This window comes from Desulfatiglans parachlorophenolica, from assembly GCF_055394735.1.
In genome coordinates, this window is the sequence record NZ_AP042460.1 from 5,479,888 (window position 1) to 5,492,415 (window position 12,528).

Below are 12,528 nucleotides of genomic sequence, written 5' to 3' on the forward strand. Positions count from 1 at the left end.
CGGGATTATCCTATGACGGCCGCCATCTTGAAGATCGGCAGGTACATGGCGATGACCAGTCCGCCGACGGCGCCGCCGAGAAAGACGATCATCATCGGCTCCAGCATGGCGGTCAAGGCGGCGACAGCGGCATCCACTTCCTCGTCGTAAAAGGACGCGATCTTTTCGAGCATGCTGTCCAGGGCGCCGGTCGCTTCGCCGACGGCAATCATCTGAACCACCATCTTGGGGAAAAGATCGCTTTCGGAAAGGGGGTCTGCGATGTTTTGGCCTTCGGCAATGCTGGAGCGTACATCGTAGATGACCTCTTCCAGAATGACGTTGCCGGATGTCCTGGCTACGATATCGAGGGCATCCAGGATAGGAACCCCGCTGGTGATCATTGTGCCGAGCGTCCGGGTAAACCGCGCGACGGCGACTTTGCGCAGCAGAGGCCCGAAAACGGGGAGTCTGAGGGCCAGGGCATCCGTGACTTTTCTTCCGCGGCTCGTCTTGCGGTAAGAGCGGAAGGCCAGGGCGATGAGTACGAGGCCGCCCAAAATATACAGAAAATTGCCCTTTGTGAAGCGGCTGATATTGACCACGAGCTGAGTGGGGGCGGGGAGGTTGGCGCCCATGCCGGAGAAAAGGTCCTCGAAGACCGGGATGACGAATACCAGAATGACGGTGATGACCATGACCGCCACGGTGACGACGACAGCAGGATAGACCATGGCTCCCCGAATGGTGGAGCGGAGCTTTTCAGCCTTTTCGATATGGGCGGCGAGCCGTTGCAGGATCGTATCGAGGACGCCGCCTGTCTCTCCCGCGGCTACAAGGTTGACGTATAGGTTGTTGAAGACCTTGGGATGTTTTTTGAGCGCTTCGGCCAGGCCGAGTCCGCCTTCGACGTCCCTGCTGATCTGCTTCAGGATGCCCTTCAAGGTTTTGTTGTCGGTTTGTTCGGTCAGAAGCGTGAGGCTTTGCACAAGGGGTAGGCCGGAATCGATCAGCGTCGAAAACTGCCGTGTGAAGATCACAAGGTCTTTCGCTTTTACCTTTGGCTGTAAAAACGCAAGGTTTTCAAATAGATCCTTAGACTTCGGTTTGATTTTGACGACTGTCAGATTACGCCGTTTCAGCTGCAGCCGGGCGATTTTCTCATCCGACGCCTCGGTTTCTCCCCGGATCGTTTTCCCTCTGCTCGTTTCAGCCACCCAACGGTAAACCGGCATTTCGCCCTCTCTCAAGCCGACTGGATTTCCCTGCCGGCGGGCACGGGGTGAGTCCAAAAACCCTCTTATGAGAGGAAACTAGAAAAAGTGAGGGTCTGTGTCAAGCGATCTGTCACGCCCGATTCCGGGAGGAGGCTCCGCGGGCCTTCAGGTTCGGCCTGGATTGCCGCTTACGAGAGGATCACCCGATCTGTCTCCTTTTCCAGGGCAATACACGCGCGACATTGTACTTGACAAGGGGTGTCTGTTAGATGTTATATGACGACTTTATGAAATTGATCAAAAGATTGAAATCTTAGGTGCTTTAAGTTGGATCGTTGGCCGTGGCCGCCCGAATGACGGCGCGAGGACGCTGTTTAGACGAGGTGGTGCGCGGGAGGTATGTGGCTGTCGGAACGGACAGAGACCATTCAATCATGTTTAACGAGGAGGTAGGTTGAAATGAGCGAAGTAGCTGCTCCCATGGGCGGGAACGTTTGGGAAGTGAAGGTCAAACCCGGTGATGCGGTCAATGAAGGGGATGAGGTCGTGATCATCGAGGCGATGAAGATGGAACTACCGGTCGTTGCGGAGAGCAGCGGTACCGTGAAGGAAGTCAAATGCAAGAAAGGCGACGCGGTCGAGGCCGGCACCGTACTGGTGGTCATCGAGTAGACGGCCGAGGGTTTGCATATGCCTTGAACTATTGACAAAAGACGAGCGTTGCCCGTCCAGAGGGCCGTAGATACGACTTGATGCTGTAATCGAATAGATTCATTGGGGCCACTGATGGAGATAGAAGATAAAATCAAGGAGCTGGAGCGACGGAACTCTGAGGCCGAATTGGGCGGCGGGCTGAAGCGCATCGAAGATCAGCACGCCAGGGGAAAAATGACCGCGAGGGAGCGCATCGCGTATCTCCTTGACGCGGGTTCTTTTCAAGAAATGGATAAATTTGTCGTCCATCGCTGCCACGATTTCGGCATGGACAAGAAAACGATCCCCGGTGACGGCGTGGTGACGGGGTTCGGCAGGATAGGCGGCAGGCTCGTCTTTGTCTTTTCGCAGGATTTCACGGTGTTTGGGGGGTCGCTGAGCGGTCCCTTCGGGGAGAAGGTCTGTAAGATCATGGACCTCGCCTTGAAAAGCGGGGCCCCGATCATCGGCTTGAACGATTCGGGGGGTGCCCGCATCCAGGAAGGGGTTGTCAGCCTCGGCAGCTACGGCGAGATCTTCAAGCGCAACGTCTGGGCCTCGGGGGTGATACCGCAGATATCCGTCATCATGGGGCCCTGCGCCGGGGGGGCCGTTTATTCACCGGCGCTCACCGATTTCGTCGTCATGGTCAAGAAGACCAGCAACATGTTCATCACCGGGCCTCAAGTGATCAAGGCGGTCACATCCGAAGAGGTGACACCGGAGGAGTTGGGCGGTGCCATGACGCACAACACGCGGAGCGGAGTCGCCCATTTTGCGGAGGACTCCGACCAAGCCGCCCTTGACCGTGTCAAGGCCTTGCTGGCCTACCTCCCGCAGAACTGCCGCGAGCGCCCTCCTGCCGTATCATGCCTCGATGACGCGCAACGGTCGGACAAGACCCTGAACACCGTTGTTCCGACCAACCCGAGGGTTCCCTACGACATGAAGAAGATCATCGTCAACGTGCTCGATGACCGTGAATTCATGGAGGTGCAGCAGCATTACGCACGGAACATGGTGGTCGGGTTCGGGCGGCTGAATGGTGAAGTCGTCGGGGTTGTGGCCAATCAGCCCATGTTTCTGGCGGGTTGCCTCGATATCGACGCCTCCATGAAGTGCGCGCGCTTTGTGAGAACCTGTGATGCCTTCAACATACCGCTCCTGACCTTCGTGGACGTGCCGGGATTCCTGCCGGGTACGGCCCAGGAATTCGGCGGGATCATCAAACACGGCGCCAAGATCATTTACGCTTACTGCGAAGCGACGGTTCCAAAGATCACCGTGGTCACGCGGAAGGCTTACGGCGGTGCCTACGACGTCATGTCGAGCAAACACCACGGCGGAGACATGAATTTCGCTTACCCCACGGCGGAAATCGCTGTCATGGGGCCGGAAGGGGCTGTCAACATCATCTTCAGAAAAGAGATCGCCGGATCCGACGACCCCGAAGCCACACGGACCCGGCTCGTAGAGACTTACCGCAACAATTTCGCGAGCCCCTTCAAGGCCGCGGAACTGGGGTACATCGACCAGATCATTTTTCCCGAGAATACCCGTCCCCGCCTCATCCAGGCGCTCGAAATGCTTCGGACCAAGAAGGAGCATCACCCGGAGCGCCGGCACGGAAACGTCCCGCTTTAGGCGCGCGGGGGGATTTATCCAAAGATCATTGCCTGCTGACCGGGTTACACCCGCACCAGGTCTGAACCTGCCGGGCCTGCAAGGCCGGGCGCTGCCTTTTTCATCGCCGGGTTCAGCCTGCGTATTCGCCGACAAACGGCGTGCAGCTGCTGTTTCCACTCGAAAAAGCTCTTTGCTGAAAAAGCGAAAAGCCCTGCTCCGGAGGAAGTCCGGAGACAGGGCTGATGGCTTCGGCGATGCGGCCTTTGCAGATCAGGCGGCCGCTTTTTTGCCCTCCGATTTCTTGACGGCACTCGAGATAATTCGTCCGGAGATATTCATGGCGACGAAGAGCACCAGCAGGACGACGAACACCGCCACGAACCGCAGGATCAGGGTGCCGGTGATCCAGGTCCAGTTGTCCTTCATGATGACGACCTTGGTGCCCTGGGCGCCAGGGGCCTTGTCGATGGTGATGGAGTGCCAGCGAAGCTTCCCGTCATCTTCGATATAGGTGGCCTGCGGCCAGTCCCGAAACTTGATGTCCTGCTGGCTTTCGAGGGCCTTCCGGTAGTAGTGGATGATCTGGTCGTGGGTCATCGGGGTCTCGATCTCGAGGCGTTTCTCGGTCTTGCTCAGCTCTTTCGCCCCGGGAACGACCGGGGCCCCCAGAAATTCTTCAGCGCCCGCAAAGGCGGGCAGCATCCAAAAGATGATTGAAGCGAGTATGAAAAACCTTTTCATGTTGTGATCCTCTCCATGGAATAGATGAACGGTCATGATCTCACCTGGGCGGCGCGGGTCTATGAAAAAAGCCCCAGGAGACTAGTCGAACATTGCGATGAACATGCCCGCGGCCGCGGCCGATCCGATAACCCCGGCAAGGTTGGGGCCCACCGCGTGCATGAGCAGGTGGTTGGTCTTGTCGTACCGCAGGCCTTCCATCTGTGCGACGCGGGCCGCCATGGGGACGGCCGAGACCCCTGCCGCGCCGATGATGGGGTTGATCTTCTCCTTCAGGAAGAGGTTCATGATCTTGACCGTCAAAACGCCCCCGATGGTGCAGACGGCGAAATCGACCAGGCCCAGCCCGAAGATGAAGAGCGGCTTCCAGCTGAGGAACTTGTCCGCGTGCATGGTGGCGCCGACCGAGATGCCGAGAAAGATGGTGACGATGTTCATGAGCGCCCCTTGGGCGGTTTCCGTCAGTCGGGCGACGACGCCGCACTCCTTCATGAGGTTCCCGAGCATGAACATCCCCATGAGGGGCATGACCGATGGGACCAGTAAGGCGATGATGCCGCAGGTGACCAGCGGGAACAGGATCTTTTCCTGTTTGGAGACCACGCGAAGCTGGCGCATCCGGATCCGCCGTTCTTTCGAGTTGGTCATGAGACGTACGAGTGGCGGCTGGATCAGGGGGACCATGGCCATATAGGAATAGGCGGCCAGGGCGTTGGCCCCCAGAAGCTGCGGGGCCAGGTGCTGTGTCAGGTAAATGGTGGTCGGACCGTCGGCGCCGCCGATGATGCCGACCGAGGCGGCTTCCTTCAGCGTGAAGCCTGCCAGCACGGTGCCCGTGAAGGTGATGAAGACCCCGAGCTGGGCGCCGGCCCCCACCAGGAGTGTCTTCGGATTGGCGATCAGGGGGCCGAAATCGGTCATGGCGCCTAACCCGAGGAAGATGACGCAGGGAATGACCTCCCATTCCAGTCCATAATGGTAAAAGACCTGGAGCAGCTCAGGGGCGCCGTCCGGCTTGTGCCCCATGAGGGGGACGAGCGGGAAATTGACCAGAAAGATGCCGAAGCCGATGGGGAGCAGCAGCAGCGGCTCGTACTTTTTTGCAACGGCGAGCCAGACAAACAGGAGCCCTATGGCCCACATGATGACGATGTTCCATTGAAAGTTGAAAACGCCGGTGGTATACAGGATACCTTTTAGCATGTCCATGATTTCGTTGACTGACATGAGTGGAACCTCTCCTCGGATATGTCTGTTAAAGGGTTGGTGGTACGAACGAACAAAAACGAAAACCGATCTTTCCCCGATCGCATCCGGGAAAAGGCCGCTCCCCCCAAAGGGATAAAAAAATGCTGAACGGATTTTCGTCCAGACCCAATACGGAGTAACCGGCAGGCTTTGGGCAAAAAACCGGGTTTCATCCAAATAGCGGTGACGTCGGCATGTTACGCTAAAATCACCCTGAAGGCACACTGCAAAAGACCTTGTGGCTCAAGGAAAAGAGCGACAGACCCCAATGCTTGCCTTACCCCACCGAAGCCGGATAGAGGCACGGCGGACCAAAAATATGCGTTTCTGTATGGGAGATAGCTATAGAAAAGGCGCGATTCTTTGTCAAGGTGAAAAGAGGAAAGGCGTCAAAATTTGTTTGACAGCCGTCTTGCCTTCAAAATAAGGTTATTTTTTCACAGTTTGAGGGTAACTCGCCATCTGTTTACTAGAAATTGCACAAGGAGGTGTGATGACTGAGAAACGGGTTCAAGAGGGTCTCCAGGAGGCTTTTGACACGTGGCACGGGCAGGTGGAGAAGATGGTCCAGAGGCATCCCGAACGAAAGGTTGTCTTCGAAAACATGTCGGGGATATCCATCGAGCGCCTTTACACGCCGCTCGATGAAGACAGGCAGGGTTATATGGAGACAAGGGGGTTCCCGGGCGAGTTCCCCTTTACGCGTGGCGTACAGCCAACCATGTACCGGGGGAGGTACTGGACCATGCGGCAATATGCCGGGTTTGCGACGGCGGAGGAGTCGAACCGGCGGTACCGCTTCCTGCTCGAGCAGGGGCAGACGGGGCTTTCTGTGGCCTTCGATCTGCCCACGCAGATCGGATACGACTCGGACCACGAGATGGCGATCGGGGAGGTCGGCAAGGTCGGGGTGGCCATCGATTCCCTTGCTGACATGGAGACCCTTTTCGAGGGGATCCCCCTCGACCGGGTGAGCACCTCCATGACGATCAACGCCCCTGCAGCGGTGCTCCTGGCGATGTACATCGCGGTGGGGGAGAAGCAGGGGGTCGCCTCCTCCGGCTTGCGGGGTACCATCCAGAACGATATCCTGAAGGAATATTCCTCCCGGGGCACCTATATCTTTCCGCCCAAGCCGTCCATGCGGATTATCACGGACATCTTTTCCTTTTGCGCCGAGCACGTGCCCCAATGGAACACCATCAGCATCAGCGGTTATCATATCCGTGAGGCGGGATCGACCGCCGTCCAGGAGGTCGCCTTTACGCTCGCAAACGGCATCGCGTATGTCGATGCCGCCCTCGAGGCCGGTTTGGATGTGGACACCTTCGGTCCGCGGTTGTCCTTTTTCTTCAACGCCCACCTCGATTTTCTCGAGGAGGTCGCCAAGTACCGGGCGGCGCGAAGACTCTGGGCGGCCATCATGAAGGAGCGCTTCGGGGCGAAGAATCCCCGCTCGATGATGATCCGCTTTCACACCCAGACAGCGGGCTGCACCCTGACGGCGCAGCAGCCGAAGAACAACATCGTGCGCGTGGCGTTTCAGGCCCTGGCGGCGGTTCTGGGCGGGACGCAGTCCCTGCACACGAATTCCATGGACGAGGCCTTGTGCCTGCCCTCGGAGGAGGCCGTGCGCATCGCGCTCCGGACGCAGCAGCTCATCGCCTATGAGACCGGAGTGGCCGATACGGCGGATCCCCTGGGAGGATCCTATTACCTCGAATCCCTGACGGACGAGATCCATGACCGTGCCCTGGCCTACATCGAGAAGATCGACGAAATGGGGGGTGCGGTTGCAGCCGTCGAGAAGGGCTACATCCAGCGTGAGATCCAGGAAAGCGCTTACCGGTATCAGAAGGACATCGAAAAGGGCGCGCGGGTTGTGGTCGGGGTGAACCGTTTCCAGATCGAAGAGCCTGAGCCCTCGAATCTTCTCCGGGTAGACCCCGCGGTTCGGGAGGACCAGGCAAAGCGCCTCGCCGCCCTCAGGGCGCGGCGGGACGGGGAGCGGGTTTCGCGGGCGATCGAGGCGCTGCGCTTTGCGGCTCAGTCGGATGGCAATGTGATGCCTCCGATCCTGGAGGCGGTCAGGGCCTACGCCACGCTCGGTGAGATCTGCGATGTGCTGCGGGGTGTCTTCGGGGAGTATGTGCCTACAACCACCATCGGTCGATAGAGGGCAGCGTGATGACGTCGTCGAAGAAGATCAGGGTTCTGGCTGCGAAGCCGGGTTTGGATGGCCATGACAGGGGGATCAAGGTGGTTGCCTGCGCATTGATGGATGCGGGGATGGAAGTCATTTACACGGGCCTTCGTCAGACCCCGTCTCAGATCGTCGAGGCCGCCGTCCAGGAGGATGTCGATGTGATCGCCCTCAGTATCCTGTCAGGGGCGCACGACTACCACTTCCCAAAGGTCATGGAACTCCTCCGGGAAAAAAAGGTCGAGGACATCATCGTCCTGGGCGGGGGCATCATTCCGAAGGAGGATATCCCGGGTCTGAAGGACTGCGGGATCGCCGAGATTTTCGGGCCTGGGACCTCTACAGAAGATATCGTGGCTTACATCCGGGCCCACGTAAGAGAATAGGAAGCATCCCGGCCCGTCATGGCGGACTCGATTTAAAATCAGCTCTTGCTGAGTCGGTGTTTTATGGCGGAAACCAGGTGGAAGTCAGGCGGAGCGGATTTTCCATGGCGGGGAGGAGGACCGTCGTATGCTTTGGCGACATGCGACGGCTTTCGAAGGAAGCGGTCTTCCCCCGAGGAATACAAGCCCGCGGATTTGGCGGGTCCGGCGCCGGCCCGAGTCGCCTTTCCGGGCAGACGCCGAGTTGCACTCCGTAAAAGGCGGTGTCACCGCCGCCGGTCAGTGCATGACTACTGATTGGTCCACTGCGGTTTGCGCTTCTCGAGAAAGGCGTGAAGCCCTTCTTGGGCGTCGGCCGTCTTCATCAGTTCGTCGAGGTAGATGGCCTCGATCCTCTGCAGGGACGGTTCGAAATCATCGTCCAGGCCGGCCCGGATGGCCTTTTTCGTGCTCCGCAGCACCTCTGCACTCAGCTTCAGATAGGGCTTGACGAAGGCGGCTGTTTCCCCTTCGAGTTTGTCGCGGGGGACGGCCTTGTTGATCAGGCCGAGCTGCAGAGCCTCGTCGGCCCCGATGATTTTGCCGGAGAGGATGAGCTCGATGGCCGCCTTGTATCCGATGATCCGCGGCATGATCTGGGCGGCGATCGGGGGGAATACGCCGACCTGAATCTCAGGCTGCCCGATCTTGCTGTCGTCGGCGGCGATCACCAGGTCGCAGAAGACTGCCAGCTCGCAGCCGCCTCCCAGGCACGATCCGTAGACCGAGGCGATTGTGGGGATGCCCAGACGGTCCATGCGGCGGAACATCCCGTGAAAGGCCTCGATCATGCGGGGTGCCAGATCCCCCATATGCTCGCCCACATCCACACCGGCCGAGAAACACTTGCCCTTCGCCTGGAAAAGGACCGCCTTCAGGTCTTTCTGCCCGATCCAGCCGTCCAGGACCTGATTGATTTCCGTCATCATGGCAATGTTCAGGACGTTGACCGGGGGGCGATTGAGTGTGATGGTCCCGAGGCCGTCCTGCAGGGTAGCTTCGATATGTTCGTAACTCATGATTTGGGGCTCCCATCTTTCTGCAAAAAAAAGCGGCAGGCAGGTCTCCGTTTGCAGACATGCCTGCCGCAGGTTCAGTGGCGTCCTCAAAACCCCTTTATTTGGCGGGCTTTCCCAGGACCTCCGCGAACATCTCCATGTCCCAGTTTTTGCATTCGGCGATGTTCTGGCGGAACTTGAGAAAATCGATGGTATCCTGATTGGTGATCTTCTTGGTGTTGAAGGCCCCGAAGCCGAGGAAGGCCTCGCCGCCCATGTTGGCGGCCAGCCAGTGCCTGTGGGCGTTCTTCATCGTGTCCCAGAAGAATTTCTTCTTCTGGCGGATGCTGTCGACCGATTCGATCAGGCATCCGGGGAAGAGGTTGGCGAAGGTCCACGTGATCCGGTCCACTTCCTTGTCGAGCAGTTCGAAATCGGCATTGGGCTGATGCTCCTTGACAAATGCGCGCGCCTCTTTCGCCGCGTCGCCCGTCTTGTACTCACCGTAGACGATCTCGCCGTCCTTGACGTAGTCTTCCGTGATGATCATGGGGTTTCGCACCCATTTCCCGTCTACCTTCAAAACGGGGATGACCTTGCTGATGAGGTTCTTGGCCTTCATCTTGTAGGCGGACCACATCTCGCAGGAGACGCAGTTCCACATGGCGTCTTCGATGCTCAGATACCAGGGGAGGAAGTCCGAGGCGCCGCCGACCGGGGCCGAACCGTGCTTCGGACCGGCCTGGCCAAAGATGGCGAGGTCGGAGGAAACGGCCAGGTCGCAGGCCATCCCGATCTCCTGGCCGCCGGCGACCCGCATCCCGTTGACGCGGCAGATGACCGGCTTTTTGCAGGCAAGGATGGAGTCGACCATGTGGTTGAAGAGCTCCATGTACTGTCCGTACTCATCCGAGCGGAGGCTGTAGTACTCGCTGTATTCCTTGGTATTGCCGCCGGTGCAGAAGGCAAAGGGGCCCGTGCCGGTGAAAACCGCAGCCACCACGCTTCTGTCGAGGGAGGCGTTCTCGAAACCGGCGATGACGCCCTTGACCATTTCCGTCGTGTAGGAGTTGTACTGCTTCGGGTTGTTCAAGCGGATCCATGCCACATAGAGGCCGTCCACCACGTTCCCCTTGGGGTCCTTCAGAGGACGCTTCTCGTAGACCGTGCAGGGGGCTTCCGTTCCCCAGTGCACGTCCGTGTGCAGCATATGATCTTTCTTTCCGTCTTCTCTTGGAAACCATTCCAGACCCTTCAAAGTCATCGTTTTCTTCTCCTTCTTTCTTTCTGATTTAAAATGGTTTGTGCCTGTTCCACCCTACTCTGGGAGACGCTTACCCTTCAGGCATCAGAAGTCAGGGGTCAGCACGATCCGCTTCATGGGTGGCACCTTATGGGCTTCGGCAAAGGTTTCTGCGATGGAACTCATGGGGCGTATTTCCACGAACTCCTCGAGATTGATCTTCCCGTTCAAAACCATATCCAGGACGGCGGGGTAGTATTCGGGGAGGCAGCCCCAGGTCCCGATGATCTCGGCGTCGAAAGCCATGAGGCGTCCGATTGCGTACTCCGTCTTGGCAAGGCCGAACCCGACGACAATGAGTTTGCCGGTAAAACCGAGCAGGGCCAGCGCGATTTCCTGGCCGCCTTTCGCGCCTGTCACTTCGAAGATCTTCCAGCCGGTGTTGGGGAGGCCGTTCTGTTTGCAAAGGCCGCGGAATTCCTTCGAAACGGCCCCGGCGTCCTTGCCGGTGGAGTTGATGATGAAATCGGCCCCGAACTTGAGCGACCTTTCAAGCTTTTCCTGATTCCGGGCGATCCCGATGACCGTGCGGGCTCCAAGGGCCTTGGTGATCTGGCCCATGTACTGCCCTACGCCGCCTGTGATGCCGATGACGATGACGTTGTCACCGGGCTCGAGTTCAGCGCGCTTGGAGGCCTGGTAGGGTGTCGTCGCAGCATCTGCAACAACGGACAGATGCGAGAGTTCGAACTTGCCGCGGTTCTTGATTTCACACAGGTCGATGCTGGGGACCGGGATGTGGCTCGAGAAGCCGCCATATATTCCGAGGCTGTTCCCGGGCATTTTCTGGTCGAGGCAGCGGTTGCCACGCCGCGTTTTGCAGAGGATACACTTCCGGCAGGGCATCACCGCCGGAATAATGACCTCTTTCCCGATCCATTGCTCATCGCCGGCGACCACCGTGCCCGAGATCTCGTGCCCCAGGGTCAACGGGGGTTTGACCACGGTGGGGACGCCGTCGTAGAAATATCCGAGGTCCGTGTGGCAGACCCCGCAGCCGGCCACTTCGACCAGGACCTCTCCGGGTTGAAGCTCGGGGACCGGGATTTCGGTCTTCTGCAGTTTCCCGGGTGTGGTTTCTTTGGTCTCCCTGTTGAAAACGGTGGGTTGCACCATTTGCCATGTCTGAATCTTGTCGGGTACTCCTGCCATTTTTCTCCTCCTTTATTGATGATCACATCTTGGATGATCACAACGCTCTGGTACGTTGACGAAGCGGATCGTATGGGTCGAGAGGTTCAAGCGGCGCCTGAGCCTAGATCATCCCATAGCCACCATCTACACATAGAAGCTGACCCGTGATATAATTGGCATCATCTGAAGCCAGAAAGACAAAGGCGGGTGCGATATCCTCTGCCTCCGCGAAACGCTTGAGCAGGATGCGGTTCATGTAGATCTCTTTGAGTTTATCGTCGGTCCTGATCTTTTCCGTCATGTCCGTCGCCACGATCCCAAGGGAGATGACATTGGCGCAGATATTGTAGCGCGCCAGTTCGCGTGCCATGGATTTCGTCAGACTGAGAAGCCCGCCTTTGGCTGCGCTGTAGTTGATCTGGCCTACTGTGCCGACCAGGCCGGCCACGGAAGTGACGTTGATGATCTTACCGCTGTTCTGATCCTTCATGCGCCGGGCTGCAGCCTGGCCGCAGAGGAATGCCCCCTTGAGATGGATGTCGACGACCTGATCCCATTCTTCTTCGGTCATCTTCAACATCATGGCAGGGCGGGTGAAACCGGCGTTGTTGACCAGGGCATCGATGCGTCCGAAGGCGTCGACTCCGCTCGCAATCAATCTTTCGGCGTCAGCTTTGACCGCGACATCGGCCTTGACGGCGATGGCCTGGCTGCCCATGGCCTCGATGGCATTCACGACCTCGTTGGCGGCCTTTTCGTTGGAGGTGTAATTGACCACCACCTTGGCTCCCTCTTTGGCGAATCCAAGAGCGACGGCTTTCCCGACGCCACGGCTGCTTCCAGTGACTACGGTGACTTTGTCTTTTAATTTCATAGATGGCACCTTTCGGAGAATAATGGTCTTTGCCACGGAATCCGCGAAAAAAATAACTACATTATAGCCATAATATAGTTATTGTCG

The 12,528-nt window shown here is 58.2% G+C and carries 11 protein-coding genes; 4 read left to right on the forward strand and 7 right to left on the reverse strand.

Annotation, left to right across the window (positions count from 1 at the left end):
• Positions 1-5 precede the first annotated feature (5 nt).
• Positions 6-1,214, reverse strand: coding sequence for a type II secretion system F family protein (locus tag ACZ500_RS25450; protein ID WP_464230234.1), 1,209 nt, complete (start codon positions 1,212-1,214; stop codon positions 6-8).
• Positions 1,215-1,655: 441 nt separating this feature from the next.
• Between ACZ500_RS25450 and ACZ500_RS25455 the strand changes: the two genes are divergently transcribed.
• Positions 1,656-1,868, forward strand: a complete 213-nt coding sequence (locus tag ACZ500_RS25455; RefSeq protein WP_028320718.1) for a biotin/lipoyl-binding carrier protein — start codon at positions 1,656-1,658, stop codon at positions 1,866-1,868.
• Between the two features lie 114 nt (positions 1,869-1,982).
• Positions 1,983-3,533, forward strand: a complete 1,551-nt coding sequence (locus ACZ500_RS25460) for an acyl-CoA carboxylase subunit beta (protein ID WP_464230235.1) — start codon at positions 1,983-1,985, stop codon at positions 3,531-3,533.
• Between the two features lie 252 nt (positions 3,534-3,785).
• On the opposite strand, the gene ACZ500_RS25465 is transcribed toward ACZ500_RS25460, so the two are convergent.
• Together ACZ500_RS25465 and ACZ500_RS25470 are read right to left on the reverse strand one after the other, a co-directional pair.
• Entirely contained in the window at positions 3,786-4,256 is a 471-nt protein-coding gene (locus ACZ500_RS25465) for a hypothetical protein (RefSeq protein WP_464230236.1), read from the reverse strand.
• Positions 4,257-4,337: 81 nt separating this feature from the next.
• Positions 4,338-5,483, reverse strand: a complete 1,146-nt coding sequence (locus ACZ500_RS25470; protein WP_464230237.1) for a sodium ion-translocating decarboxylase subunit beta — start codon at positions 5,481-5,483, stop codon at positions 4,338-4,340.
• Positions 5,484-6,066: 583 nt separating this feature from the next.
• On the opposite strand from ACZ500_RS25470, the gene ACZ500_RS25475 reads away from it, so the two are divergent.
• Both ACZ500_RS25475 and ACZ500_RS25480 read left to right on the forward strand, forming a co-directional pair.
• Positions 6,067-7,680 (forward strand): acyl-CoA mutase large subunit family protein, encoded by a 1,614-nt coding sequence (locus ACZ500_RS25475; RefSeq protein WP_464233120.1) that lies wholly within the window; start codon positions 6,067-6,069, stop codon positions 7,678-7,680.
• An 11-nt stretch (positions 7,681-7,691) separates the two neighbouring features.
• Positions 7,692-8,093, forward strand: a complete 402-nt coding sequence (locus ACZ500_RS25480) for a cobalamin B12-binding domain-containing protein (RefSeq protein ID WP_464230238.1) — start codon at positions 7,692-7,694, stop codon at positions 8,091-8,093.
• Positions 8,094-8,383: 290 nt separating this feature from the next.
• Here ACZ500_RS25480 and ACZ500_RS25485 read toward each other — a convergent pair whose 3' ends face one another.
• The 4 genes from ACZ500_RS25485 to ACZ500_RS25500 form a co-directional block, all read right to left on the reverse strand.
• Positions 8,384-9,151 (reverse strand): enoyl-CoA hydratase/isomerase family protein, encoded by a 768-nt coding sequence (locus ACZ500_RS25485; protein ID WP_464230239.1) that lies wholly within the window; start codon positions 9,149-9,151, stop codon positions 8,384-8,386.
• 97 nt (positions 9,152-9,248) lie between these two features.
• A complete protein-coding gene (gene oah / locus ACZ500_RS25490; RefSeq protein WP_464230240.1) occupies positions 9,249-10,394 on the reverse strand; it encodes a 6-oxocyclohex-1-ene-1-carbonyl-CoA hydratase in 1,146 nt (381 codons plus the stop codon).
• Positions 10,395-10,478: 84 nt separating this feature from the next.
• The gene (gene had, locus ACZ500_RS25495; protein WP_464230241.1) at positions 10,479-11,585 is read right to left on the reverse strand and encodes a 6-hydroxycyclohex-1-ene-1-carbonyl-CoA dehydrogenase; all 1,107 of its coding nucleotides are present in this window, start codon (positions 11,583-11,585) and stop codon (positions 10,479-10,481) included.
• Positions 11,586-11,688: 103 nt separating this feature from the next.
• Positions 11,689-12,441 carry a 3-oxoacyl-ACP reductase family protein gene (locus ACZ500_RS25500; protein WP_464230242.1) on the reverse strand — a complete coding sequence of 251 codons (753 nt, stop codon included), beginning with the start codon at positions 12,439-12,441 and terminating at the stop codon, positions 11,689-11,691.
• Between the last annotated feature and the right edge of the window lie 87 nt (positions 12,442-12,528).

Bases quoted from the DNA above. Each gene is read 5' to 3' on its own strand.
- ACZ500_RS25450 (WP_464230234.1), bottom strand. From the start codon at position 1,214: ATGCCGGTTTACCGTTGGGTGGCTGAAACGAGCAGAGGGAAAACGATC.
- ACZ500_RS25455 (WP_028320718.1), top strand. From the start codon at position 1,656: ATGAGCGAAGTAGCTGCTCCCATGGGCGGGAACGTTTGGGAAGTGAAG.
- ACZ500_RS25460 (WP_464230235.1), top strand. From the start codon at position 1,983: ATGGAGATAGAAGATAAAATCAAGGAGCTGGAGCGACGGAACTCTGAG.
- ACZ500_RS25465 (WP_464230236.1), bottom strand. From the start codon at position 4,256: ATGAAAAGGTTTTTCATACTCGCTTCAATCATCTTTTGGATGCTGCCC.
- ACZ500_RS25470 (WP_464230237.1), bottom strand. From the start codon at position 5,483: ATGTCAGTCAACGAAATCATGGACATGCTAAAAGGTATCCTGTATACC.
- ACZ500_RS25475 (WP_464233120.1), top strand. From the start codon at position 6,067: ATGGTCCAGAGGCATCCCGAACGAAAGGTTGTCTTCGAAAACATGTCG.
- ACZ500_RS25480 (WP_464230238.1), top strand. From the start codon at position 7,692: ATGACGTCGTCGAAGAAGATCAGGGTTCTGGCTGCGAAGCCGGGTTTG.
- ACZ500_RS25485 (WP_464230239.1), bottom strand. From the start codon at position 9,151: ATGAGTTACGAACATATCGAAGCTACCCTGCAGGACGGCCTCGGGACC.
- oah (WP_464230240.1), bottom strand. From the start codon at position 10,394: ATGACTTTGAAGGGTCTGGAATGGTTTCCAAGAGAAGACGGAAAGAAA.
- had (WP_464230241.1), bottom strand. From the start codon at position 11,585: ATGGCAGGAGTACCCGACAAGATTCAGACATGGCAAATGGTGCAACCC.
- ACZ500_RS25500 (WP_464230242.1), bottom strand. From the start codon at position 12,441: ATGAAATTAAAAGACAAAGTCACCGTAGTCACTGGAAGCAGCCGTGGC.